At 68.3% G+C, this 24,389-nt stretch carries 28 protein-coding genes, 1 tRNA gene, 1 pseudogene and 1 riboswitch; of the genes and pseudogenes, 15 read left to right on the top strand and 15 right to left on the bottom strand.

Going from position 1 to position 24,389, the window contains the following annotated elements:
* Positions 1-13: 13 nt before the first annotated feature.
* Complete coding sequence (locus tag IPG68_08795; GenBank protein MBK6763354.1) at positions 14-760, bottom strand: DUF4184 family protein; 747 nt, start codon at positions 758-760, stop codon at positions 14-16.
* Between the two features lie 220 nt (positions 761-980).
* Between IPG68_08795 and IPG68_08800 the strand changes: the two genes are divergently transcribed.
* From IPG68_08800 to IPG68_08810, 3 genes are all read left to right on the top strand, one after another.
* Positions 981-1,052, top strand: a tRNA-Thr gene (locus IPG68_08800).
* Between the two features lie 108 nt (positions 1,053-1,160).
* On the top strand, positions 1,161-1,568 hold the full coding sequence (locus IPG68_08805; protein ID MBK6763355.1) for a hypothetical protein: 408 nt from the start codon (positions 1,161-1,163) through the stop codon (positions 1,566-1,568).
* A gap of 150 nt (positions 1,569-1,718) precedes the next feature.
* Positions 1,719-2,357, top strand: coding sequence for a hypothetical protein (locus IPG68_08810; GenBank protein MBK6763356.1), 639 nt, complete (start codon positions 1,719-1,721; stop codon positions 2,355-2,357).
* Here IPG68_08810 and IPG68_08815 read toward each other — a convergent pair whose 3' ends face one another.
* A complete protein-coding gene (locus tag IPG68_08815; GenBank protein ID MBK6763357.1) occupies positions 2,358-3,254 on the bottom strand; it encodes a DMT family transporter in 897 nt (298 codons plus the stop codon).
* Between the two features lie 99 nt (positions 3,255-3,353).
* Here IPG68_08815 and IPG68_08820 point away from each other — a divergent pair, with 99 nt between their 5' ends.
* Both IPG68_08820 and IPG68_08825 read left to right on the top strand, forming a co-directional pair.
* Positions 3,354-4,022 (top strand): two pore domain potassium channel family protein, encoded by a 669-nt coding sequence (locus IPG68_08820; GenBank protein MBK6763358.1) that lies wholly within the window; start codon positions 3,354-3,356, stop codon positions 4,020-4,022.
* Positions 4,023-4,265: a DUF3263 domain-containing protein gene (locus tag IPG68_08825; GenBank protein MBK6763359.1), complete on the top strand. Its 243-nt coding sequence runs from the start codon at positions 4,023-4,025 to the stop codon at positions 4,263-4,265.
* Here IPG68_08825 and IPG68_08830 read toward each other — a convergent pair.
* Together IPG68_08830 and IPG68_08835 are read right to left on the bottom strand one after the other, a co-directional pair.
* The gene (locus IPG68_08830) at positions 4,204-4,635 is read right to left on the bottom strand and encodes a hypothetical protein (GenBank protein ID MBK6763360.1); all 432 of its coding nucleotides are present in this window, start codon (positions 4,633-4,635) and stop codon (positions 4,204-4,206) included. The genes IPG68_08825 and IPG68_08830 overlap by 62 nt on opposite strands.
* Positions 4,635-5,561 carry a glucosyl-3-phosphoglycerate synthase gene (locus IPG68_08835; GenBank protein ID MBK6763361.1) on the bottom strand — a complete coding sequence of 309 codons (927 nt, stop codon included), beginning with the start codon at positions 5,559-5,561 and terminating at the stop codon, positions 4,635-4,637. Before IPG68_08835 ends, IPG68_08830 begins: the two co-directional genes overlap by 1 nt.
* Before the next feature lie 68 nt (positions 5,562-5,629).
* Positions 5,630-5,735, top strand: a riboswitch (SAM riboswitch).
* A 9-nt stretch (positions 5,736-5,744) separates the two neighbouring features.
* On the opposite strand from IPG68_08835, the gene IPG68_08840 reads away from it, so the two are divergent.
* The 4 genes from IPG68_08840 to IPG68_08855 all read left to right on the top strand — a co-directional run bounded on the left by IPG68_08840 (position 5,745) and on the right by IPG68_08855 (position 8,472).
* A complete protein-coding gene (locus IPG68_08840) occupies positions 5,745-6,977 on the top strand; it encodes a threonine synthase (protein MBK6763362.1) in 1,233 nt (410 codons plus the stop codon).
* Positions 6,978-7,100: 123 nt separating this feature from the next.
* Positions 7,101-7,313, top strand: coding sequence for a cold-shock protein (locus tag IPG68_08845; protein ID MBK6763363.1), 213 nt, complete (start codon positions 7,101-7,103; stop codon positions 7,311-7,313).
* 137 nt (positions 7,314-7,450) lie between these two features.
* Entirely contained in the window at positions 7,451-7,720 is a 270-nt protein-coding gene (locus tag IPG68_08850) for a DUF2516 family protein (protein ID MBK6763364.1), read from the top strand.
* Positions 7,717-8,472: a class I SAM-dependent methyltransferase gene (locus IPG68_08855; GenBank protein ID MBK6763365.1), complete on the top strand. Its 756-nt coding sequence runs from the start codon at positions 7,717-7,719 to the stop codon at positions 8,470-8,472. Before IPG68_08850 ends, IPG68_08855 begins: the two co-directional genes overlap by 4 nt.
* An 80-nt stretch (positions 8,473-8,552) precedes the next feature.
* Here the strand turns inward: IPG68_08855 and IPG68_08860 are convergent, their stop codons facing one another.
* The 4 genes from IPG68_08860 to IPG68_08875 all read right to left on the bottom strand — a co-directional run bounded on the left by IPG68_08860 (position 8,553) and on the right by IPG68_08875 (position 11,146).
* Positions 8,553-9,116: a hypothetical protein gene (locus IPG68_08860; protein ID MBK6763366.1), complete on the bottom strand. Its 564-nt coding sequence runs from the start codon at positions 9,114-9,116 to the stop codon at positions 8,553-8,555.
* Positions 9,117-9,557, bottom strand: a complete 441-nt coding sequence (locus tag IPG68_08865) for a helix-turn-helix transcriptional regulator (protein MBK6763367.1) — start codon at positions 9,555-9,557, stop codon at positions 9,117-9,119. It abuts the gene before it with no gap.
* A gap of 72 nt (positions 9,558-9,629) precedes the next feature.
* The gene (locus tag IPG68_08870) at positions 9,630-10,595 is read right to left on the bottom strand and encodes an asparaginase (protein ID MBK6763368.1); all 966 of its coding nucleotides are present in this window, start codon (positions 10,593-10,595) and stop codon (positions 9,630-9,632) included.
* Positions 10,592-11,146: a hypothetical protein gene (locus tag IPG68_08875; GenBank protein MBK6763369.1), complete on the bottom strand. Its 555-nt coding sequence runs from the start codon at positions 11,144-11,146 to the stop codon at positions 10,592-10,594. The genes IPG68_08870 and IPG68_08875 overlap by 4 nt, the downstream gene beginning before the upstream one ends.
* A 782-nt stretch (positions 11,147-11,928) precedes the next feature.
* Here IPG68_08875 and IPG68_08880 point away from each other — a divergent pair.
* The 3 genes and pseudogenes from IPG68_08880 to IPG68_08890 all read left to right on the top strand — a co-directional run bounded on the left by IPG68_08880 (position 11,929) and on the right by IPG68_08890 (position 13,810).
* Positions 11,929-12,009, top strand: a pseudogene (locus IPG68_08880) (DUF2497 domain-containing protein).
* Positions 12,010-12,121: 112 nt separating this feature from the next.
* A complete protein-coding gene (locus tag IPG68_08885; protein MBK6763370.1) occupies positions 12,122-13,183 on the top strand; it encodes a hypothetical protein in 1,062 nt (353 codons plus the stop codon).
* Between the two features lie 39 nt (positions 13,184-13,222).
* On the top strand, positions 13,223-13,810 hold the full coding sequence (locus IPG68_08890) for a malonic semialdehyde reductase (protein MBK6763371.1): 588 nt from the start codon (positions 13,223-13,225) through the stop codon (positions 13,808-13,810).
* 22 nt (positions 13,811-13,832) lie between these two features.
* On the opposite strand, the gene glgA is transcribed toward IPG68_08890, so the two are convergent.
* A complete protein-coding gene (glgA, locus tag IPG68_08895; GenBank protein ID MBK6763372.1) occupies positions 13,833-14,972 on the bottom strand; it encodes a glycogen synthase in 1,140 nt (379 codons plus the stop codon).
* 62 nt (positions 14,973-15,034) lie between these two features.
* On the opposite strand from glgA, the gene glgC reads away from it, so the two are divergent.
* The gene (gene glgC / locus IPG68_08900; protein ID MBK6763373.1) at positions 15,035-16,258 is read left to right on the top strand and encodes a glucose-1-phosphate adenylyltransferase; all 1,224 of its coding nucleotides are present in this window, start codon (positions 15,035-15,037) and stop codon (positions 16,256-16,258) included.
* Positions 16,259-16,331: 73 nt separating this feature from the next.
* Entirely contained in the window at positions 16,332-16,931 is a 600-nt protein-coding gene (locus IPG68_08905; GenBank protein ID MBK6763374.1) for a TetR family transcriptional regulator, read from the top strand.
* Here the strand turns inward: IPG68_08905 and IPG68_08910 are convergent.
* The 4 genes from IPG68_08910 to IPG68_08925 form a co-directional block, all read right to left on the bottom strand.
* Positions 16,909-18,219, bottom strand: coding sequence for an MFS transporter (locus IPG68_08910; protein ID MBK6763375.1), 1,311 nt, complete (start codon positions 18,217-18,219; stop codon positions 16,909-16,911). The two genes, IPG68_08905 and IPG68_08910, sit on opposite strands and share 23 nt — an antisense overlap.
* An 82-nt stretch (positions 18,220-18,301) precedes the next feature.
* Positions 18,302-19,324 carry a DMT family transporter gene (locus tag IPG68_08915; protein ID MBK6763376.1) on the bottom strand — a complete coding sequence of 341 codons (1,023 nt, stop codon included), beginning with the start codon at positions 19,322-19,324 and terminating at the stop codon, positions 18,302-18,304.
* A gap of 107 nt (positions 19,325-19,431) precedes the next feature.
* A complete protein-coding gene (locus IPG68_08920) occupies positions 19,432-20,559 on the bottom strand; it encodes a serine/threonine protein kinase (protein ID MBK6763377.1) in 1,128 nt (375 codons plus the stop codon).
* A 460-nt stretch (positions 20,560-21,019) separates the two neighbouring features.
* On the bottom strand, positions 21,020-21,739 hold the full coding sequence (locus IPG68_08925) for a hypothetical protein (protein ID MBK6763378.1): 720 nt from the start codon (positions 21,737-21,739) through the stop codon (positions 21,020-21,022).
* Between the two features lie 157 nt (positions 21,740-21,896).
* Between IPG68_08925 and IPG68_08930 the strand changes: the two genes are divergently transcribed.
* Positions 21,897-23,105, top strand: a complete 1,209-nt coding sequence (locus IPG68_08930) for a DUF222 domain-containing protein (GenBank protein MBK6763379.1) — start codon at positions 21,897-21,899, stop codon at positions 23,103-23,105.
* A gap of 94 nt (positions 23,106-23,199) precedes the next feature.
* On the opposite strand, the gene IPG68_08935 is transcribed toward IPG68_08930, so the two are convergent.
* Entirely contained in the window at positions 23,200-24,090 is an 891-nt protein-coding gene (locus tag IPG68_08935) for a hydroxymethylglutaryl-CoA lyase (protein ID MBK6763380.1), read from the bottom strand.
* On the bottom strand, positions 24,087-24,365 hold the full coding sequence (locus IPG68_08940) for a Dabb family protein (GenBank protein MBK6763381.1): 279 nt from the start codon (positions 24,363-24,365) through the stop codon (positions 24,087-24,089). Before IPG68_08940 ends, IPG68_08935 begins: the two co-directional genes overlap by 4 nt.
* Positions 24,366-24,389 lie beyond the last annotated feature (24 nt).

Raw genomic sequence — 24,389 nt, forward strand, 5'->3', positions numbered from 1 at the left:
CACGAGTGGTCCGTCAGCGGTTGTCCGCCCCCACGTGCCAGATCACAGCGATGACGGCGCCCACCACGGCGAAGGCCACCACCGGGGTCACGGCCATGATGAACACCGGGGACTCGCCGGTCCGGGCCACAAGCGCCCCGGCCGTGAGGGTTGCCACGGCCGCCGAGCCCACGACCGTAGCCCGCGCCGCGATCCTGCCCAGTCGCGAGGGTTGCCGGGTCAGGGGGTAGGTCGGCGCCTCCGTGTACCACCGCATGGTCCAGGCGGCGATCAGCACGAGGCCGGCCACCGACAGCACGATCTGCAGGAAGTAGTAGGCGGGCATCCCGAGCACCGGCGTGTGGAACACGGCGAACCGGTCGGTGAGGATCGTGCCCTCGTGGGTGAACCAGTCGAGCACCTGGTGGGTGAGGCCCCCGAGGAACAGCGAAAGCAGCACCCCCAGCATCTTGCCGGGCGTGGCCAGCCGGCGGCGCAGACCGGGCTGCTGGTGTGGGGAGAGGCGGGCGCGGATCCCGGACGGGGCGAACCAGTCCATGGGTCGCGCGAAGAAGCCGTGCCACACCACGAACAGCGCGAATCCGACCAGGATGTTCGTCAGGAACGCGCCGTGCACCGTGTGGGTCGCATCGGTCGTGTATGGCAGGAAGGGCGCGAACAGCGGCAGATCTGGGGCCATGGCACCGATCACCAGCGCCGACGCGGACAGCCGACCGCCGAACGGCAGGACGGCAGCGGCATGGCTGACGGTGAACGGCATGGTTCCAGTGTCTCGGCAGAATCGACCCGATCCACAGGCATGTGCCCAACGTCACGCAAGCACGGTGAGAGTCGTATTGGCGCCACCTCGGTCCTTCAGGCCTCGCATGGGGCGAGAGTGGGCCGAGTCCCGGAGGTGGATCGGAAATCGACTCCCGTGCGTCGGCGGGATCACCGCGGGGGCATCCCGTGCCGCGCCTGCTCGGTATCGTTGACCCATCGCCCCGTTAGCTCAGTGGTAGAGCACTCGCCTTGTAAGCGAGCGGTCGTCCGTTCAATCCGGACACGGGGCTCTGTTGCGGCGGCTGCCATGCTCAGGACCGGACTCCCCGCCCGCGCCACCGACCTCGTCCTGACACCGGCACTGCACGGGCGTGAGGTCGCCCGGAAGGAGTCCTCCCATGCGGCGCACACTCAAGGCGAAGCGGGGCGTGGTCATTGCGTTCCTGCTCGGGCTGGCGCTGGCGACTGCCACCACAGCCACTGCGGCAACCATGATCACCAGCAAACAGATCAAGAACGGCACCATCACGATGAAGGACCTGTCGTCGGCGGTCCGTGCCAAGATCAACGCGCCGGGTCCTGCCGGTCCGGCCAGAGCCGATGACACCCTGGGTCAGCCCGGACCCGCCGGCATCCCCGGCGGATTCAGCACCGACAACACCTCCATCGTCACGGGCAACCAGGCGACCTTTCCGGTCCCCTTCCCGGGCGGCAATCGAACGCTGTGTGCCCGACCGGCACGGTGGCGATCGGCGGTTGGTACGAGATGGTGGGCGGCCACCAGAGCGAGCCCGTTCCGGTCGTGACGTCCTACCGCCAGGGCGGGAATCCCCGCAGGTGGTCGGTGTCCCTCATTTGGCCCGACACGTACGGCGGCGCCGACCCCACACACGTCGCCAGGGCGGTGTGCGCCGGATAACCGAACCCCGGGGCCCCGAACGCACTACCCTCCTGGCATGTCGACACGAGTGCTTCTGGAGATCTTCGGCTGGATCGGGTCCGGGCTGATCGTGCTGTCCCTGGCGCAGGCCCGGGTGTGGCGCTTCCGGGTGATGAACTTCATCGGGGCCGTCATCGCCACGTTCTACAACTTCTGGCTGGCCATCTGGCCCTTCGGCGCCATGAACCTGATCATCGCCATCATCGACGCCTACTGGCTGGTGCGACTGAGCCGGGAGCGGCGGCCGGAATCATCGGCCTACGACCTGCTCGAGGTGGGGCACGACGACGCCTACCTCCAGCACTTCCTGCACGTCCACCGCGAGGACGCCAAAGAGCATTTCCCCGACTTCGACCCGACCGACCACAGCGTGTCCAACGTCCTGGTCATGCGTGGCGACGAGGCGGTGGGCGTGGTGACCATTGCCGACATCAGCGACGGCACGGCCAGCGTGAGCCTGGACTACGTCACCGAGCGCTTCCGCGACTTCTCACCGGGCACGTTCGTCTACCAGGACTCCGGCATGTTCGAACGCCTCGGCGTCAGGCGGGTGCACGCCCCCGCGAGCGCAGGGCCCCAGTACCTGCAACGCATGGGGTTCCGCCAGGAGGGCGAGGACTGGGTGCGCGACGTGACACCCACAAGGGCGGCGTAGTCAGGGAGCCTGCCGGCGGCCGATCAGTCCCTGGACCAACGCCGCCCCGATCAGCACGATCACCGCACCGACCGGCTGGTTCCACGTCAACGCCTCACCCAGCACGACGATCCCAAGGAACGTGGAGACCAGCGGCGTCGCGTACGTGACCGATGCGCTGACCACGGAACCGGCCAGTGCGATGACCCGGAACATCCAGATGAAGGCAAGGCCGGTGGCCAGGGCGCCCAGCACCACGACGGCGAGCAGCGCACTCCAGCCCACAGCCGTCGGCGCCGGCGTCCAGATGAGGCACGCGGCCGCCATGATGGCCGTCGAGCAGATCAACTGGGCCCCCATGATCGACGCCCCGCCCTCGGGCCGCACCGCTAGGAACCGCCGCGTCCACGGCACTCCGACGCCGTAGCACAACGTCGCGCCCAGGCAGGCCAGGGAGCCGACCAGATCCCCGCTGACCCCCCGCCACACCCCCATCACCACCAGCACCCCGCCGAACCCGATGAGCAGGCCCAGCAGTCGCTGCCGGGACAGCCGCTCGGCTGGCACCAGCGCCAGGGCGAAGGCCGCCGTGAACAGTGGCGTGGCGGCGTTGAAGAGGCCGGCCAATACGCTCGACACCCGAGTCTCGGCCCAGGCGAACAACGTGAAGGGGATGACATTGGTCATCAGCCCCACGAAGGCGGCATGCCACCACACGGCACCGAACCGCGGCAGCCGCTTGCGCTGCGCAGCCATCACCAACACAACGGCCACGGCGCCGAAGAACACCCTGCCCAGGGTGATCTGCAACGGCACGAAGGAGTCCAGCGCGACCTTGATGAGGAAGAAGCTCGATCCCCACACGCCCGCCAGAGCCCACCAGTAGGGCAACCAGGACAGCCGCGTCGCATGTGGCACGCTGGCGATTCTCCCTGGTGCCCCGGCCGACCTTGCCGCGGGACCAACACCGCCGTGTCGTAACCCGGCGCCACTCCACCGACGTTCCATGCTGGAGCCGTGGCCAGTGAGCAGACGTACCAGGCCTACCGCCGACGGGCACGCTACCCGTTGTTCCTGGCCGGGCTGCTCTTCCTGGTGGGCCTCGTGCTGATCATCGACCCGGATCTGGCCACCGCCCAGCAGCACCACGTCACCGGCCGGACGCTGACCCTGTTCTCGTGGGCGATCTTCCTGGCCGACTACCTCATCTCGCTGGTACTGGCCCCGAACCGCGAACAGTACGTGCGCTCCCACGTGCCGCAGGCGATCGGGGTGATCTTCCCGCCCCTGCGGATCCTGCTGATCTTCCATGTCACCTACGAGGTGGCCCGTCAGACCCGCGGGCGGTTCGGCCACCGGGTGCGGCTCTACCTGCTGTACGTAAGCACCCTGGTGATCCTGGTGTCGTCGGTGGCCGTCATGGTCGTCGAGCGCAACGCCCCGGGTGCCACGATCACCAGTTTCGGCGACGCGCTGTGGTGGGCTGCGGAGACGGTCTCCACCGTCGGCTACGGGGACATGTACCCGGTGACACTTGCCGGCCGGGTGATCGCCGTCTCCTTGATGATCAACGGCTTCGTCATTTTGTCAGTCCTCACTGCCACAGTGGCTCAGAAGTTCATGAGCAGTCAGCTCGGGTTCGAGCCCCCCGCAGAGCCTGAGCCCCTGCCGGAGCCGGAGGTCTAGATGGAACCCCTTTCGGATCGTGATCGGGCGATCCTGCAGTTCGAGAAGACGTGGTGGCGCTTCGAGGGCGCGAAGCATGCGGCGATCCGCGAGCAGTTCCACGTGTCCGCCACGCGTTACTACCAGTTGCTCAACGCCCTGCTCGACGACCCCGCGGCGCTGGCTGCAGAACCCGTGGTGGTCAGGCGGTTGCAGCGCCAGCGGCAGTCCCGCCGTGCGGCGATCGCGTCCCGGAGCGCCTGAGCGGGTTCTCCCGGTACCCGCCGGCCACCAGCCCGGCACGACGTTCGAAGACGTTGCGCGACCACCAGTCCCCCGTGCGCAGCCACGACCACCCGCATGCCAGCAGGTACGCCGGCAGCAACGCCGGGCCCAGCACAGCGTACTGGCGCACGTGGGACTCTTCGTGCGCCCAGACGGCCTCGGGCAACCGGCGACGGCTGATGACGACGCTGCCCACGGTGAATCCCGCCGCCCGTGGGACCGTCCACCGGTAGCCGGTGGCCTCGAAGAACCTGCCTCGACGGGACACCTCGCAACCGGCGGCCCGCGCCACGAGGAAACCCGCAGCCGACGTGAGGTTGACCGTGTTGAGTGTGACGACGAGGTCCATCAGGCCCACTGTGCGATGGGCGCGGTGGCCAGCGGCGGGCGTTCGACGTCGACGATCGCGTGCCACGTACCGACGAAGTCGTGGCCGACCCGGTCGAACTGCGCCAGCGCCTGCCCCACCGAACGGGAAGCGTGCATCTGCGGGTCGAGCCGGCGTAGCGCGGTCTGCATGATCTGCGCGGCCATCAGCCCGAGCCGCCGCTCGTCGTGGTGCCTGTGCAGGCGCACGCCGAGATCGACCTGCGCGATCGCATCGACGCCGAACATCTCCGCGGTGTCCACCAGCAGCGCGAACTCCACTCCGTACCCCACCGGGAAGGGAAGGCGCGACAGCAGGCTGCGGCGCGCGGCGTACTCGCCGGCCAGCGGCTGGATGATTCCCGCGAGTTGCGGCCAATACAAGTTCAGCAGGGGCCGGGCCACAAGCTCGGTCACCCGGCCACCGCCGGCCGGGACCACCGAGTCCCCCTCGACGAGCGGCCGCTCGTACACTGCCTTCACGAGCTGGATGCCGGGGTCGGTCAGCAGGGGTCCGAGCAGCCCGGTGATGTAGGAGGCGGTGAAGGACCGCAGGTCCGCGTCCACGAACACCACCAGGTCGGCGTCCGTGGCAGCCAGGGCCCGCCACATCGCCTCCCCCTTGCCACGCATCACGGGAAGCGACGGGAACACCTCATCGAGCCGGACCACCCGCGCTCCGTGGTCGGCGGCCACCTGCGCGGTGTCGTCGGTCGACCCGGAATCCAGGACCACCAGGTCGTCCACCAGCCCGCCGTGCAGTTCCTCGTGGATGGTGGTGACGATCTCGCCGACCGTGGCAGCCTCGTTCAGCGCGGGCAGCACCACCGCGACCGTCTCCTGTTTGGCGGCCTGCAGGGCGTCGGCATGCCAGTCGGCGGCGGTCGACGTGTGGCCGTCCAGCCACATGTGCACGTGCTCGGTCACGGGCCCCCCAGGGGTCTTCGGGTCCTGTCCAGCGTGGCACAATTCCTGTGACCTCATCCAGAGGGGCAGAGGGACCGGCCCGATGAAGCCCCGGCAACCGCCCGCCAGCGCGCGGGGAAGGTGCCAACTCCGGCCGCAGTGACGGGAAGATGGGAAGGATCTCGCATGATCGACCTCGGAAGCGCCATCGGCTTGTCCTGTCGGGAGTGTTCAGCGACATACGAACTCGGGGCCGCCTACGCCTGTATCGAGTGCTTCGGCCCGCTGGAGGTCGCGTACGACTTCCCCGCGCTCACCCGAGCCGACATCGAAGCCGGCCCAACCTCCTTGTGGCGGTACAAGGACCTGCTCCCGGTGCGCCCCACCGCCGCCGCCGAACCCAACCTGGCGCCGGGGTGGACCCGCCTGCACCGCGCCGACAACCTTGCTGCCGAACTCGGCATGCGAACACTGTGGGTCAAGGACGACTCGGGCAATCCGACTCATTCGTTCAAGGACCGGGTGGTGGCCGTCGCGCAGTCGGCGGCTCGCGCACTCGGGCTCACCACGCTGGCCTGCGCATCGACCGGCAACCTCGCCCACGCCGTCGCCGCCGCCGCCGCCTGCGGCGGGCAGGGGTCGGTGGTGGTGATCCCGCACGACCTCGAGGCTGGCAAGACCATCACCACGGCGACGTACGGCGGGATCCTGCTGGCCGTCGAGGGCAACTACGACGACGTGAACCGGTTGTGCTCGGAGATCATCGGTGAGGACTTCTCCCAGACCTGGGGCTTCGTCAACGTCAACATCCGCCCCTACTACGCCGAGGGGTCGAAGTCGATGGGCTTTGAGATCGCCGAGCAACTCGGGTGGCGGACGCCGGCGCAGGTGGTGGCCCCGATCGCATCGGGCTCCCTGCTGACCAAGGTCGACAAGGCGTGGCGGGAACTGGCGAACCTGGGTCTGATCGAACAGGAGGAGTACCGGGTATTCGGGGCACAGGCGCAGGGCTGCTCACCCGTGGCCCAGGCCTTCGACGCCGGGTGGGAGGTCGTCAAGCCGGTGAAGCCGTCGACCATCGCGAAGTCGCTGGCGATCGGCAACCCGGCGGACGGACCGTACGCCATGGATGTCGTGCGCCGCACGGGTGGCTCGATCGCCGCAGTCAGCGACGAAGAGATCGTCGAGGGCATCCGGCTGCTCGCCCGCACCGAGGGCATCTTCGCCGAGACCGCCGGCGGCGTCGTGGTCGCCACCCTCCGGCACCTGCTCAAGGAGGGGAAGCTTGACCCGGGGGCCGAGACAGTCATCCTCAATACCGGCGAGGGCCTCAAAACCCTGGACGCCGTCATGGATTTCGCCCGCCCCACCGCCACGATCGCACCCGACGTCGATCAGGTCCGGGCCGCGGTCTGTTGACGATCCGGTGGGTCGTGCCTGACGTCACAGTCGCTTTCCAGTAGAGTAGAAGAGATCGCATCGCGGTCCCGGACGGCCGACCGCCGCTCGGATCTCAGAAACACAGCAAGGACAACACAACACATGAGCAGTGTCAGCGGAACCGTGAAGTGGTTCAACGCCGAGAAGGGCTACGGCTTCCTCTCCCTGGACGACCAGGAAGGCGATGTCTTCGTGCACTGGAGCGCAATCCAGGGCGACGGATACAAGTCCCTCCAAGAGGGCCAGCGAGTCGAGTTCACCATCGTGCAGGGACCGAAGGGCGCGCAGGCGGACACCGTCGTGCCGTTGTCCTGAACCTGACTTCGAGGAGGGGCCGGATGCGAAAGCGTCCGGCCCCTTTCGTTTGCCCGCAGCCCGGCACCGATTCCCGAATTCCTTCGCCGCGCCGGGGGTATCCTGCCGGATCCCCGCCGACCGCTTAGGCTGAAGCAGTGATACAGATCGTGACCTGGGCGCTCAACATCTTCTTCTTGGGCCTGGCCGTGTTCGCACTCGTCGACGTCCTGCGCCGGCCAACCGAGGCCTTCCCGGCCGTCGAGCGGCAGTCCAAGATGGCGTGGGCGGTGTTCATGGCCATTGCCGCGGGTGTCATCTTCGTCTTCGGCGCGGTCAACTTCCTCGGGATCATCGGCGTGATCGTCACGATGTTCTACTTCGTGGACGTGCGGCCTAAGGTCCGCGAGATCACCGGGAGTCGATGAGTCGCCCGTCCGGCCAGGTCACCCGCGGCACCACCGGAACGAACCGGCTGCGGCGTTTCGATCGCTGGATCGCGCACCTGGCGGGCGGGACCCTGCGATCGGCGGCCTCGCCCCTGGCCGTCGACCTGGGCTTCGGCGCCCATCCCACCACCACTGTGGAATGGCAGCGCAGCCTTCTTGCCGTCAACCCCCACACCCAGGTGGTCGGCGTGGAGATCGATCCGGCCCGGGTGGCCGCGGCGGAGGGGATGATCACCGCGGTCCACGGCGGTTTCGAGATCCCCACCGGCAGCGACCCCCTGATCATCCGGGCGGCCAACGTCCTGCGGCAGTACCCGCGCCACGCGGTGGAGCGGGCCTGGGCCCTGATGACGTCGCGCCTCACCCCTGAGGGCTGGTTGATCGACGGGACCTGTGACGAGCAGGGCCGGTTGGCTGCCATGGTGAGCATCGATGCCACGGGGAACCCGCGATGGCTGACTCTGTCCTGCCGCCTGGCCGGACTGGCACAGCCCAGCCAACTAGCAGCCCGGCTGCCCAAGGTGCTCATCCACGACAACGTGCCCGGCACCGGCATCCACCGCCTCCTGACCGATATGGACCGGGCTTGGCAGGCCGCGCCCCGCTGGGGGGCGCGTCAGCGCTGGATCGCGATGTCCGGCACGCTGCAGGAGTCGTGGCAGGTGCGCGACGGGGCCGCCAGGTGGCGGCTTGGCGAGTTCACAGTCGCGTGGGACGCGCTCACGAACTGACAGCGGGCGTTCGCAGCACCGGGTGGCCACGACAGAGGGCCCCCCGGAAACCGGGAGGCCCTCAACGTCGGTTGGGTCGGTCAGCGACCGATGGTCGCACGCACCTTCTCGACGGCGTCCTCGTACCGCTTCTTGAGGTCGGCGGCGGAGTCCTCGTAGCGCTTCTTCAGGTCAGCGGCGGAGTCCTCGTAGCGCTTCTTCAGGTCAGCGGTGGAGTCCTCGTAGCGCTTCTTCAGGTCAGCGGCGGAGTCCTCGGCCCGCTCGCGCAGGTCGACGACCATGTGCTCGGCACGCTCCTGCACCTCGGACAAGGAGGGCAGCTCGACCTTCGGCAGCTCGAAGGGCAGCTCGAACTTCGGCAGCTCGAACGGCAGCAGCGCGACGAACTGGTCCTTGTACTCGGTGGCGCGGTCGACGGCGGGCTTCACAGCCTCGGTCGCCTTGGCGATCGTCGTCTCGGGCTTGGTCACAGCCGGCTTGGCGGCCGCTGTGGCCCTCTTGGCGGCAGCAGTGGTCCGGGCCGGAGCCTTCTTCGCAGCAGTCGTGGCCTTCTTGGCCGGTGCCTTCTTCGCAGCAGTGGTCTTCGCCGGAGCCTTCTTGGCCGGCGTCTTCTTGGCAGTGGTGGTCTTGGCCGTGGTGTCCATTTACTTGTCCTTTCGTGGGCTTACGGGACGCCGGGTCTCGGCTGTTGGACGCTTCGCGGCCCGCCCCTCCTGGGCCGCGGAGCCATCCGTCCCGTGTCGTGCGCCGTTCTCGGATTGGAACGCCGCATAGATCTCCAACAGCGACTGCCGCTGACGATCTGTCAACGTCGGGTCGCTGGCCAGAGCCGCCGTCACCGACGGATCTCCTTGCCGGGGTTCAAGGATTCCCGCACGTACGTACAGGGACTCGGCGGAGATCTGAAGTGCCTTCGCGATCTGCGCCAGGATCTCGGCGCTGGGCTTGCGAAGGCCCCGTTCGACCTGGCTGAGGTAGGGATTGGACACCCCGGCAGCCTGCGACAGTTGCCGCAAGGACAACTGGGCCGCAGCGCGCTGCTCGCGGATGTATTCACCCACGCTCGCCATGTCGATCCGAGCCATACATCCAGAGTGCACCCGCTTGCTTGCAATTGCAAGCACCCAGCAAGCGGAATTCGCCGATTGCGGCGCAGATCACAGACGCAGGCCCGCAAGAGCCGTCGCGGCAGCCATGCTTCCGACTGGACGCCCGCCGCCGAGCACCGGGACGTCCGCGTGCTCGGTGAGCACCGGGGCCTGCAAGCCCAGCGCTCGCAGTACCGCCGCGGCCACGATGGGACGGGCCCGTTGCCCGCCGTCGACGATCTTCAGGGCGATGCCGAACCGGCCCCGGTCGGTGCTCACCACCATCGCCTGCACCGACTCGGCGCCATCCTTGGCCACCAGCCCGGGCACACCGCGCATGAGATGGGTGATGTCCCGGGTGGTGCCGCCGGCGTACTCCGGGTGGGTGCGCATGGCGGCGGCCACCTGGCTCCCCGCGGAATGGCCGGGTAGCGCGACCAGCGCTCGCGCCAGGCCGACCAGCGGCAAGCCCCACAACGGCGCACCGCACCCGTCCACGCTCGTCGGGCCGGGCACCGAGCCGGTCCATGCGGCGACCCGCTCGTGGATGTGGCGCTGCAGGGGGTGGCCGGGATCCAGGTAGCTGTCCAGCCGCCAGTCGTTGAGCACACAGGCGCGCAGCATCCCGGCGTGCTTGCCGGAGCAGTTCATGATGATCCGGCTCGGTTCCCCGCCGGTGGCCAGATAGTCGATGCGCGCCTGATCGCCGTACGGCAGGTCCGGCGGGCATCGCAGGTCCTCCTCCGAAAGGCCCGATGCTGCGAGCACCGCCCGGACAGCCTCCAGGTGGAACGGTTCACCGGAATGCGAGGCAGCGGCGATCGCCAGATCCGACCCGGTGAGATCCAGGCCCGCTTCGAGCATCGCAGCGGCCTGCAGCGGTTTGACCGTGGAACGGGGGTAGATCAGGGTCGCCGGGTCGCCCAGGTGGGCGCGCACCGTGCCGGACTCGTCGACGACCACGAGGTACCCGGTGTGCGCGGACTCCACCACCCCTGCTCGTCGGACTTCGACGAGGACCGGGGCTTCGGTCACGAATCGCCTTTCAGGGCGCTGTCGGCCCGTGCCTCACCCGTGCGGTACCGGCGCGCCAACTCCGCGGTCAACTGGTCCTGGACCTCGTGCACCCGCTGACGGACGTCCGAGACCTCACGCTCCATCTCGCGCAGCTCATCGAGGCGGTCATCGAGTTCGGCGTTGGTCATCGCGGAGTGCTCATCCAGACCGGCCCGCGCGATGAGTCGCTCGACGGCCCGCCGTCCGGCTCCGGGGGAATCCACCACGTCCGGACCGGGGGGTTGCGAGCCGGGACCCATGCGCGTGGCAAGCGACGCCACCAGCGCCTCGATGTCCAGATCCCCGCTGTAGGGCCGCTCACCCTCACCGCGCATGGCCACAGTCGCTTCGAGGATGTCGATTCGGCCGTGCAGCATGCGCCGGATGTAGGACAGCCAGGCCTCCTCACGGTCGGTCTGCGCCCGCCGGGAGCGCAATTCCTCCAGAGGGATCGCCGTGACGTCGGCGACGTAGTGATCGTCCAGGATGCGGTCCAGGACGCGCCTGCCCTGCTGTTTCGCCAGTGCCACGCCATCACTGTACGGGGAAACCCCACCGCGCCGGAACCCGTCAGTAACTCCGGAGGGGGTCGAGGACTCAACCACCTGCGCCCAAACGCCGAAACAACCGGTGTGGATATTTCGGCCGAACTGCGCGCGCTCGCCGCTCGTGGCGCCTCTGGCCGACTGGACGTCCGCGGTTCCGGGACTGCGGCCCACGTCGTGCTGCGCGACGGCCGCATCTGCTCGGTCCAGCGTGCTGGTGGACATCCGGCTCTGGGAATGCGCCTGGTGAGCGGCGGGTGCGTGAGTCTCACCAACCTCGGCGCCGCCCTGACCGCCCATCAGCAGCACCCCCAGATGCGCCTGGGCGACGTGTTGGTCCGCATGGGGCTGGTGCGCCGCGCGGACGTCGAGGCTGTGGCATGGGAGCAGATGAGCGACGAGGTCGCTGCCATCCTCCGATGGCCCGACGCCACCGCCAGCTTCAGCCCGATGCCGCCGGATGCACTGCCAGCCCCGGCCCGTCGGTCGAGGACCTCCTCGCCGCCGCCGGTGAACGCACGCACGCCTGGCAGCAGGTGGTGCGCCGGATCGGCGGTCCCGACACGGTGCCGAGTCTGTGCGACGACCAGCTCGGCACCCGGGATGTCGCCCTACGTGCCACGGACTGGGCCGTTCTGTGCCGGGTCGACGGTCAGCGCAGCCTGCGATCCATCGCCGACCAGGCCGGCTTCACGGTGCTGGAGGCCGCACAGGTCCTCAACGGCTTGATCGCTGCCGGCATGGTCACGGTCCCGGAGACCCACCTGCAGCCCTCTGCTACCCGCCCTGCTCCGTGGCCCGCGCCCGGGCCTGCCCCCGCGCCACCCCCACCTGCCCCCGCCGCCGACGACGAGTACGCAGACCCCGCCGACATGCTGCGCGAACTGTCCCAATTGGGCGCCGACCCGGCTACCCGGCGTCGCGGTGGGCACTGAGCACGTTGCCGCTACTCTGCTGGCTATGCCGAACGGGCACGCCACGATCGCCTCCGACCAGGCCAACGAGCAGTTGGCCAGCGCGCTGCGCGACAGTCTTGGCGCGACCGCAGCTGCTGCCGCGCCCGCCGACCTGTGCATCGGTTCCGGCCCGCCGGTGCTCACCGCTACCCACATCGTCATCGTCGGCGACCTCGACGAGCAGACCGACGCCTGGGACCGGGACGTCGCAGCTCAGTCGGTGGCGGGGGTTCTGTGGGTGCCGCCGGGCCAGGAGCCCGTCGACGTGGTGCGCGGCTGGTGGCTGCTGCGGCACGACACCCCCACCACCCCGCTCAGTGACCTGCTGGACGACAACGGCCGCGCCCTGCGGTGGTCTGTGCTGGCAGTGGCCCGGGTGGGACTGAGCGGCGCCCAGGAGGTCGAGGTGGACGATGCCCAGATCCGGGCAGGGCTGGACGACAGCGAGATCGTGCAGCGACTGGGGCGGGCGATCGACCGCCTGGGCGGCGGCGACGCCGAGTCCGTGCTCGGTTCGGTGGAATCCTTCCGGTCGGCAACAGCGGACCTGGACGGCCTGGCCGATCTGCCGCCCGCAGGCGCGACACCAGACCTCGATGCGGCCGTGGCCGAGCACTTGCGCCAGGTGCAGCGGTCCGGGTTCGGGCGCTGGCGGGGAGCGAAGGCACGGGCGGCGAGCCAGGCCGGATTGGTTGCTGCAGCCAAGGATGTCGCAGCCCAGCGGTTGCGGGAGGTCATCGCCGCCCGCACCGCCTCGCAACGGGCCGAGCAGGAGGTCGTCGCCGGCGAGCAGGCCGTCGCCCGGACCGTGGCCGCGGTGCAGGCCGCCCTCGGCGGGCTCAGCCTGCCGGTGACCCCCGACTTCGGCCGGGTCCCCCGGCCCTGGACCAACCGCGCACCGGAGCCGCGCCGCTACGTCCTGGCTCACGAGCAGCACCTGGCTTGCCTGGCCGGCATCGAATCGGCCACCGTGCGCGACACCTCCCTTCCGGACGACGAGGTCTTGTGCCTGTTGATCCAGTCCGGGTTCAGCCTGCCCGCGCTGTGGCACGCCGAAAGTAGTTGACGGTTGAAATAATTGCCCCGTGCTGGCTGTTGTATCGGCATGACCCTGACGACTGACACTGAACTGAGCCTCGAGCACCTGTTCGACGATGCCCACACCGCCTACGACTTCGCCCCTACCCCGGTCTCGGACACCGAACTGCGCGCGATCTACGACAGCGTCCGGTGGGCGCCCACCGCCATGAACGGCCAACCGCTGCGGGTGGCTTTCGTCCGCGACGCGAAGGACGATCTTGCCCGCCATGTGGGGCCCGGGAACAAGCCCAAACTGCAGTCCGCTCCGGTGACCGCCGTCCTCGCCTTCGACAGCCACTGGCACGAACACCTGCCGGCGCTGCAGCCGTTCGCTGAGGACCCGCACCTCGCGTGGCAGGACCAGGAACGCCGGGAGTCGTTCGGCAGGTTCAACGCCAGCCTGCAGGCCGGCTACTTCATCCTCGCGGTGCGCGCCCACGGCCTGGTCGCCGGGCCGATGGGCGGCTTCGACCCCGCGGGGGTGGACGCCACGTTCTTCCCGGACGGCCGCTGGCGCTCGCTGCTGCTGGTCAACATCGGCCATCCCGGCCAGGAGGCCTTCCGGCCACGCATGCCGCGGCTGGACTTCGAGCAGGCGACCGTCCTGCTGTAGGTCGCCGGCCTGCACCCGCCGGTCAGCCGCCGTGGTTCAGCTGGGCCGCGCGGTACACCTCGACCGTCCCGGCGGCGATGGCGTCCCAGCCGAAATTTGAGATGGCGCGCGCCCGGCCCGCCTCGCCCATCGCCCGCGCCCGGCCCGGGTCGGCGATCACCTCGTTGACGGCCCGCGCGAAATCGGCTTCGAACTGCGCGGTGTCATCGGCGTCGTAGTGCACGAGCAGACCGGTCTCACCATCGACGACCACCTCGGGGATGCCGCCCACATCGCTGGCCACCACGGGGGCCTCGCAGCCCATGGCCTCGAGGTTCACGATGCCCAATGGCTCGTACACGCTGGGGCACGCGAACACCAGCGCATGACTGAGCAGTTGCCGGATGTCACCGCGGTCGAGGTGGCCGTTGAGCCAGTGCACATCGGAGCGCTGCTGGCGCAGTGCGTCGATGGCTGCGGATACTTCCGCGCCGAGTTCGGGGGTGTCCGGGGACGCCGCACACAGGACCAGGGGCACGGAGTCGTCGAACTCCCGAGCCGCCCGCAGCAGGTGGGAGATGCCCTTCTGCCTCGTGATCCGTCCGACGAACAGCACGTAGGGGCGCTCCGGGTCGACGCCATGACTGACGAGCGCGTCGGCATCATCGATCTTGCGATAGGCCTCGGTGTCGATCCCGTTGTGCACCACGTGCACCCGCTGCGGGTCGACGAACGGGTAGCAGTCGAGCACGTCGTCGCGCATGCCGGCGCTGACGGCGATGATCGCGTCGGCGTTGGCGTAGCTCGTGGCCTCGACCCATGACGAGAGGGCGTACCCGCCGCCGAGTTGCTCGCGCTTCCACGGTCTGCGCGGCTCCAGGGAATGCGCGGTGATCACATGCGGGATGTCGTGCAGCAGTCCCGACATGTGCCCGGCGAGGTTGGCGTACCAGGTGTGCGAGTGCGCCACATCGGTGCCGGCGACGGCTTCAGTCATGCCCAGATCCACGCCCAGGGTCTGCAGGGCAGCGTTCGCGTCCTTCAAGTAGTCAGGCACCGGATGGGCGGCGGCATCCTCGCGGGGTTTGCCGAAACAGTGCACGTCGACGTCGATGAGTTTGCGTAGTTCCGGGACGAGGTGTTCCACGTGCACACCGGCCCCGCCGTAGATGAACGGGGCCATTCCCGCGTCAGAATCGCTGTTCGCACGGCCTAAGGCTATGGGGATTGTCTAACGTGATGCATGTGAGAGAAGGCCCCAGTGTTCTCGGTATCGTCCTGGCCGGCGGCGAAGGCAAGCGGCTGATGCCGCTGACTGCGGACCGCGCAAAACCCGCCGTTCCGTTCGGCGGCGTGTATCGCATGATCGACTTCGTCCTCTCGAACCTCGTGAACGGCGGATTCTCGCGCATCTGCGTGCTGACGCAGTACAAGTCGCATTCCCTGGACCGCCACATCACCACCACGTGGCGCATGTCCAACCTCATGGGCGACTACGTGACCCCCGTCCCGGCCCAGCAGCGACTCGGTCCGCGATGGTTCATGGGCTCGGCCGATGCCATTTATCAGTCCCTCAACCTCGTTTACGACGAGCGCCCGGACTACGTGGCCGTGTTCGGTGCCGACCACATCTATCGCATGGACCCCTGGCAGATGCTCGACCAGCACATGGAATCCGGTGCCGGGGTGACGGTGGCCGGTATCCGCATGCCGCGTTCGGAGGCCACCCCGTTCGGTGTCATCGAGACCGACGTCACCGGCCAGCGGATCACCACCTTCCATGAGAAGCCAGCCGACCCGCCAGGGATCCCGGACAGCCCGGACGAGTCCTACGTGTCCATGGGCAACTACATGTTCACCACCGACGTGCTCGTCGAGGCCTTGAAGATCGACGCCGGCGACGAAGGCTCGGTGCACGACATGGGCGGCAACATCATCCCGATGCTCACCTCGCAGGGCCTGGCCCACGTGTATGACTTCTCGGACAACGAGGTGCCCGGGACGACCGACCGCGATCGCGGCTACTGGCGCGATGTGGGGAGCCTGGATGCCTACCACGACGCCCACATGGACCTCGTCAGCGTGCACCCGGTCTTCAACCTGTACAACCGCAAGTGGCCGATCCTGACCTACCTGCCGCCACTGCCGCCGGCCAAGTTCGCCCTCGGCGGCAACGCCCACGAATCCATGGTCGGCGCCGGATCGATCATCTCCGGCGGTCATGTCCGGCAGTCGGTCCTGTCCTTCGACGTGCGGGTGGCCGAGGGGGCGTTCGTCGAGGCCGCCGTGCTCATGCCCGGCGTGCGGGTCGGGAAGAACGCGGTGATCCGCCGGGCAGTGATCGACAAGTACGTGTACATCCCTGACGGCGCCCAGATCGGCGTGGACCTCGAGCGCGACCGCGAGCGCTACACGGTCAGTGAGGGCGGCATCGTCGTGATCGGCAAGGGCACCGTCATCGAGCGGTGAGGTGGTCACCTTCGGCCAACCGTTCGGCGTGCGTGCCCGTAGGATCGGCACGGACCACGAAGAGGGGGCAAGCGTGAGCGATCCCACCGTGCCGGCGACCCACAAAGGACAGCGCCGCCGCCAGGAGATCGTCGACGGCGCAGCGGCGATCCTGCGGGAGCAGGGTCCCCGCGGCGTGTCCCATCGCAGCGTCGCCCAGCGCGTCGGGTGCTCGCTGTCCGCGACGACGTACTACTTCTCCGGGCTCGATGACCTGCTCGGTGAGGCTGGTCGGGTGAACATCGCACGCTGGGCCTCCCGCGCTGAGCGGGTCGCGGAGGCCACCGAGCGGGATCCGGTGCCGACGACGCAGGAGGGCGTGATCGACGCGATCCTGGCCGCGACCCTGCCCACCGACGAGGAGATGCTCGGGCACTACCTGCAACTGGTCGCCGCTGGTGAGTCCCCACCGGTGCGCAGGGCCTATCGCACCGGTCGTGACCGGCTCAACGCTGCGGTCACCCGCGTGCTGCAGCGCGTGGGCGTGCCGTGGTCGGCTGACCTCATCATCGCCGTGGTCGACGGCGCGTGCGTCAGCGCACTGAGCGAGGGTCGCGATGTACGCGACACGGCACGGCAGCAATTGCAGGCGCTGCTCGACCACGGCGAACTCAGTCGTCCGCAAGCTCGCTGAACGCCGTCTCCTTCGAACTCAGCATGGCGCCGAGCGCGCCGATGGCGATCAACGTCAGGTACCACGCCGGTGCCGCCGTCGAACCGGTGACGGCGATCAGCCAGGTGGCCACGAACGGCGCAGTACCACCTAGCAAGGCATTGGCGGAGTTGAACGACAACGCGAACCCGGTGTACCGCACGGACGTCGGGAAGGACTCGGCCAGATACGTGGCCAGAGTCCCGTCGTTGATGGTGAGCAGGATGCCGAACACCACCTCGACCACCACGATCAGCCAGACGATATCGCTGGCCAGCAGGCCGAACAGGGGCACTGTCAGCACCACGAACAGGACCGAGGCGATCACCAGCATGCGCCGGCGCCCGAACCGGTCGGAGACGTGGCCCATGACGAAGATGGAGACGATGTAGACGCTCAGCGCGATGGTCGAGGCGTAGAACGACACTGTCTCGTCCACGCCCAGCTCTGCCGAAAGGTACGTGGGCATGTAACTGAGCAACAGGTAGAACGCCACTGCGTTCAGGCTCGCGACGCCGAACGTCACGGCAAGTGCGCGGCGGTGGTGGGTCAGCAGGACGCGCAGGGGCGTGCGTTGCTGGGTGCGGCCCCGCGAGGCCTCGGCCAGCGCCCGGTAGTGCGGCGAGTCCTCGAGGTGGACACGGATGTAGCGCCCGACCAGGCCCAGCGGACCGGCCAGCAGGAACGGGATGCGCCAGCCCCAGGACTCCATCGCCGGGTCGCTGAGGACCTGGTGCAGCATGGCCACGAGCAACGAGCCGGCGAGCAGGCCTGTGGCTGTGCTGGCCGGCACCAGCGAGGTGAACAGGCCCCGCTTGTTCTGGGGCGCGTACTCCGACAGGAACGTCGCCGCACCCGCGTACTCCCCCGACGCGGAGAACCCCTGTACGAGGCGCAGGAGGAACAGCCCCAGTGGGGCCAGGACGCCGACCGCCGCCCAGGACGGCAGCAGGCCGATACAGAACGAGGCACCCGACATCAGCAGGATGGACCACGACAGGGCCCAGCGCCGGCCGCGACGGTCTCCCAGGCTCCCCCAGATGATGCCGCCGATCGGGCGCAACAGGAACGACAAGGCGAATACCGTGAACGTCGACAGCAGCGCGACGGTCCGGTTCTCATTGGGGAAGAACACCACGGCGATGGTCGTGGCGAGGTAGCCGTATGAGGCGTAGTCGAACCACTCGACGAAATTGCCGATGAAACTTGCGGTGGCGGCACGCCTCAGCGTGGACCGGTCAGACTCAGCAGGGACTGTCATGGTCTGCATCTCACCGCCCTCCTTTCTCCAGAGTCTCGCGTCAAGGCCGCCGGTGACCCGCTGAAAGCGGATGCCACCGGCGGCCGGACGGCTAGGACCCTACGGTTGCGGGCGCCGCATCGGCGGCGGCCGGGTCCTCGGAGGGGTTCTTGCGCTCGCGGACCATGAAGGCGATCGGTCCGATGCCGCCGATCACGATCATCGCGCCGCCGATCATCGCCAGCACGGTCATGGTCTCGCCGAAGATGAAGTAGCCGATGAACAGCGCGACCACTGTCTCCCAGTAGGCGACGACGGACAGCTCCACGGCACTGAGGTGCTTGCCGGCCACCACAAGGAAGCCGATGGCGAAGAACCCGCAGACCAGGAACAGCGCTGCAGCCCACATCCAGTTGTTCCTCGTCATGACACTCGGGGTCGAGTCGTCGAGGAAGTTGTAACGCAGGACCATCACCATCAGCGCACCGATCGCGCCGAACACGAAGTTCCAGAACCCGCGGACGCCGGATTCCATGTCACCGCGGTAGCGGTAGAAGAACAGCGCCAGACCGTAGAAGACACCCGAGCCGAGGGCGAAGAGGTCCCCGACAGCCTTCATCGGGAAATCGGGGTCGGTACCCAGTTGCAGACCGACGCTGAGCCCCGCCTCCGGGGTGTAGGTGACCAGTCCGATCGTGAGCAGCATCCCGCCGAAGACCAGCGCGAGGAACAGCCCGTTCCGCAGCGAGATCTTCTCCTTCAGGAAGATCCAGGCCAGGATCGCCGAGAACAGTGGTCCGGTGTAGATGAGGAACACGGCGTTGGCGATGGTGGTCATGAGTGTCGCCGAGACGTAAAGGGCCAGGGACATGCCGATGGCCAGGCCGCCCGCGACGACGGAGAACGACACGCGCGTGGTGCGCAGTGCCGTCCACTTGTGGGTGAAGTAGATGATGAGGAGGAATCCCAGTGCGCCGGTCAGCATACGGCCGGTGGCCAGGAAGTCGCCCAGCACGTACTTGACGGTCTCGCCGTCGACGACGTGGGTGGGAACGGCCCCGCGCGAGAGGAAGCCGACGAGGCCCATCCCGGTTGCGGAAGCGATCATCGCGCCGAAACCGAGGCGCTTGTTCATGGGGGCAGCCGTGGGGTTCACGGCGGTGGTGGTGGTCATGGTCTTCTCCAGATGCCTTCGGGCCGGTGCGGTGCCAGCGGGGTCGCCGCCGGCACCGCATATCGGGGTCAGACCAGCGTCGGGTCCGCGATCTGGTTCGGGAAGTAGTCCTGGCAGGTGCCTTCGCGGTAGACGTCCGCGGTGGCGCAGTGCAGGCCGCCGCCGAAGGCGTAGGCGTCGCGGAACGGCACCGGGATGACGTTCATCCCGAGCTTGTCCATCTGCTCGGCCTGGTGGACCTCGGACGCCTCAACGATCACCGTCTTGTGGTCGAGGACCAGGCAGTTCATGGACAGCCACACCGACGAGTAGCACAGCGGGGGCGGCGTGTCGTGCGCCGGCTGGGCGGCGTCGACGATCTCCCAGTCGTTGCTCTCGAAGATCTTGCGCTGCTCCTGCGGCAGGGGCCGGTTCGGGTTGTTGATGATCAGGCCCGGGCGCAGCGGCACGAACGTGGCGTCGATGTGGATCGGGTAGGGGTCGCCGGGGAAGTTCACCGCGTGGATGCGGAGATCCGGGTAGTACCGCTTGAACCATTCCATCGCCTTGCGGTTGGTCGTCAGACCGTGCTGGATGAACAGGTCCTTGCCCAGCCGCATCACATCTGCTGCGTCCCACATCGGCTCGACCTCGGTGGTGACGAAGTCCTTGTTGGCGGTGCGGATCAGGCGGTCTTCCAGCGAGATCTTCTCGTCGTAGTAGTTGTGCTTGTACGACCGGTCGGTCAGCCGCGGGCGCGGGGCCTGCGTCCACTTGAAGTCCGGATCGGCTTCGAAGTACTCGTTCATCAGATCCCAGTAGGCCAGGTACTCGAAGTAGCGGCAGCGGAACGAGTTGGCCGAGGCGATGATCTCGTTGCCGATGGTCAGCAGGATGTCCCGCGGCGGCATGCAGGTCATCATCGAGTCGTTACGGAAGTCCGGCGTGCCGATGGCCTGGTTCCACTGCAGCGGGGTCGGGCGGTCGACCTTCACGCCGTGCTCCTCGAGCACCTTGACGTAGTAGTCCAGCTGCGCGTTGGCCTTCTCGACGGTCTCCAGCGGCCGGGGCCCCCACATGCCGCGCATCTCGGAGTCGATCGGGACCTTCTCCGACGTCGCCGGCTCCTCCGGCGGGATGACGCTGTTGTCGGCACGCCCGACGATGGCGTGCTTCAACGGGTCGAAGTCGTTCCACGAGTTCACAATCTTCGGCATTCCAACTCACTCCTTCTCGGGGCGGTCGGCCCCGCTGTTGTGTGTGGGGCGGGTCGCCCCGGATGGGTGCCGGCACAGGTGGGCCGGCGATGGGGACAGGAGTTCCGAGGAGGCCGTGCGACGCGCCACACCTGTCCCGAGGGGGAGGCGGTGGGCCATGGTCATCATCTTCTTTCGGCCTTCTTTTGATACGACCGTACCATTCTTTATCCGGGACGTCCAGCCTAGGAATTGAATCGTGAGTAAATGATGCGGCTATGGGCGAGAACAGCCGTACTATTCTGTGTGGCTATGCGAGTCGGCGGCGCGGCTCACTCCTGGACGGCCGTCCAGGGGAATGGACCCAGTGAACCTGTCGTGCGCATGCATCCCATACCGATGAATCCCCACGAGAACGTGGCGGTTCCGTGTGCGCTGGTCGGGCTGTCGAACGCGCCCGTCCACGAACCGGACCCCCCGATCACCTGGTTCGGCTGGTACCAGGCGCCGGTACTGCCCGACGGACCGGCGAACTGGCCGTCGGAGATCGGCGTCTCAGCTCCCCGAGCGCGTACGTGCGGGAAGAACCCGAGCATTGCTGGGTGAACGGCGGCAGCATCACACCTGAGTAGGTGTAGTCGAAAGTGAAGTTGGTCAACGACTTGCCGTCCGGTGCGACGACGAACGAGATGCCGGTCACCGACACCTGGCCACCGCCTCCACTCACGCTGACGGACTTCCACGTGCCGGTCTTCGGCACGACAGCCGCGGCGGACGCGGCCGTGACCGCGAACTTGAGCGTCACCGCGTTGGCGTCGGCGGTCACCCGCACCCGATACCGGCCGGCCGAGATCGGCTTGGAGCCGAACAGACGCTTGACGGTCCTGGTGTGAGCCCCCTTGAACTTCCCCTTCTTGCTCACATTGCGCACCGTCACCCACTTCGATGCGCTCTTGCGTGACAGTCGGTACCCGAAGTGACGACTCGTGGCGGAGAACTCGTAGGCGAGCTTGACCTGGGACGCCTCGGCCTTCGTGAAACTGGTCTGCGTCAGGTGCGCGGACACCTTCGCGGAGGCCGCCGACGCAGGTGCGGTGGAACCCATCACTGCGCCCGTCGATGCGACGAGCACCACGATCGCCACCCCTGCCCCGAAACTCGTGCGCCTCGTCCTTATGCCTGCCGTGCGGATCGCGGCCATGGCGATCATCCCCTCCCGGGAGGAGCCAACTGGGCTCGATTCCACGGTACCTCCGAAGGTGCGGGCGATCACCGACTTCCCTGTCCACGGGTGTGGTTGCGGCCTCCTGCTTGTCGTACCTCTGGCGTAGATTCGTACTGTTCGAAAGGAGCGGCGGATGGCGGTGCTGGAAGTGTCCCGACCGGCGATGCGCCGCACCCGTATCCGGCAATCCCTGCCCACCGACCACCCGCCGATCCTCGACCAGATCACCGACCTGCTCAACCAACTGCCCGACCCCCTGGACCTCAGCAGCGACCAGGTCGTGGGCGCCATTACCACCACCGCCGAACTACGCAACCGCTTCGACGCCTACCTCACCGACCTGGCCGGCACCGCCGACGCCACCCACCTCTCCAAGAGCCTGCGCGCCGGCACCACCGGCATGCTCGTCGCCACCGCCACCGGCACCAACCCCGCCACCGGGTCCGCGATCGTGGGCACCGCCCGGGCGTTGCGCACCCTGCCGCACGTGGCCCAGGCCTACCGCGACGGGCAGATCAGCACCCCCCACGTCCACGCCCTGCGCGAAGCCGCCACCCGCATCACCGACTTCACCGACCTCGAACCCGCGTTGGTCGAGATGGCCACCACCATCGAACCCATCGAGTTGCGCCGCATCCTCACCCTGCTCATCGGCCAGTGCCAACCCGACCACGACCACACCACACAACGCGACAAACGCGGCCTGTCGCTCAGCGAAACCCCCAACGGCATGTACCGCCTCGACGGCTGGCTCGACGCCATCGAAGGCCGCCGGCTACGCGACACCCTCACCGCGTTCACCGACCCCGGACTCCCCGGCGACACCCGCACCCCGACCCAGGCCCGCGCCGACGCCCTCGCCGACATCCTCGCCGCCGCCAACGCCAACACCCGCCCGTTGGGCGTGTCCGGGCTGTCCGTCCTCGTCGACCTCGACACCCTGCCCGACGGCCTCGGCGCCACCCTCGACGACGGCCACCCCATCGGCCCCGACACCTTCGACCTGCTGTCCTGCGCCACCGCCTGCGCAGTCATCTTCGGGGCGAAACGCAAGGACGCTTTCGTGCCGATGGCCCTCGGCCGCGCCCACCGCCGCGCCACCCGCTGGCAATGGGCCGCCCTCATCGCCCGCGACCGCGGCTGCATCCGCTGCGGACGCGCCCCCCGCTTCTGCCAAGCCCACCACATCCTGCACTGGCGCCACGGCGGCTTAACGGACCTGTCAAATTTGTGCCTGCTCTGCACCAGATGTCACGCCGACCTCCACCACGGCCACTACACCATCACCACCACCACCCACGGCACACCCACCATCACCAGCACCCGCGCACCACCGGCATGACGCGGTCGCCGGGTTCGGCGCCGCGAGAACCGCACATGACAGGCTTTTGCGGCCACCAGGCCAGACGGGTCGCGCCGGTGCGCACCCCTCCGCGTCAGGCCGGCGGGAATCCCCCGGCCTTCGCCACCAAGCCCGGTGTCGGCCTGCCCAGGCGCTCGCCGAGCCACTCGCTGGCACGGCACAAGGCGTCGAGATCCAACCCCGTTGAGTACCCAGAACGCTCGAGGGCGTAGACGAGATCCTCGGTGGCGATGTTCCCGGTGGCCCGGGGGGCGAAGGGGCAGCCGCCGATCCCGCCCAGTGACGCGTCCAGCACCGACACTCCCGCGTCAGCCGCAGCCAGTGCGCTCGCGTAGCCGGTGTTACGGGTGTTGTGCACATGGACCCGCAGGGGCACGTCAACCGCGTCCCGCACGGCCGACAGCCTGCGGTGCACGTCCCGTGGCACGGCGACGCCGATGGTGTCCGCGATGGCCAGTTCGTCGATGCCGGCGGCCGCGACCCGGGAAGCCACGTCGACGAGCCGGGACACCGCCACCTCACCCTCGTACGGGCAGCCGAAGGACGCCGAGAGCGTGACGCTCACCGGTAGGCCGGCCGCCCTGGCCTGCGGGGCGACCACCGCCACCGCCGCAATCGCCTGCTCGGTGGTCATGCCCTGGTTCTTCAGCGAGAACGTGTCGGTGACCATGACCACCAGGTTGACCTCGTTGACCTGGGTCGCAGTCGACCGGTGGAAGCCGCGTTCGTTGAGCACCAGGCCGATGTAGGAGGCAGCACCGGGCGACAGTCGCTCGAGCACAGCCTCGGCGTCGGCCATCTGCGGCACACGCTTCGGATTGACGAAGCTGGCGACCTCGACCCGGCGGACACCGGCGGCCACGCAGCGCTTGATGAAGTCGACCTTGGTGCCGGTGTCGAACACCACCGCCTCGTTCTGCAACCCGTCCCGAGGACCGACCTCGACGATCTCGACCGCGCTCATCCGGCATCCACCACTGCCCGCTGGGCGATCCGCGGACTGAGCCAGGTCAGAACGTCCTGGTGCACCGGATGCTGCTGGTAGCCGGCCAGCCCCGCCTCATCGGCGTGTGTGGACCGCAGGACCAGGTCGTACGCCCCGGGCCGGTCGAGGGTGTCGACGAGTACCTCGATACTGCGCAAGTCCGGGATCCGGCCGGCTATGGCCAGCAATCGCTGCGCAGCATCGTGACTGTCGGCGCGGTCGTGGAGCTTCATCATGACGACATGCGTGATCACGCCTCGATCGTAGAACGGTCATCA

The organism is Micrococcales bacterium (assembly GCA_016703125.1).
Classification (GTDB): Bacteria; Actinomycetota; Actinomycetes; order S36-B12; family UBA10799; genus JADKAV01.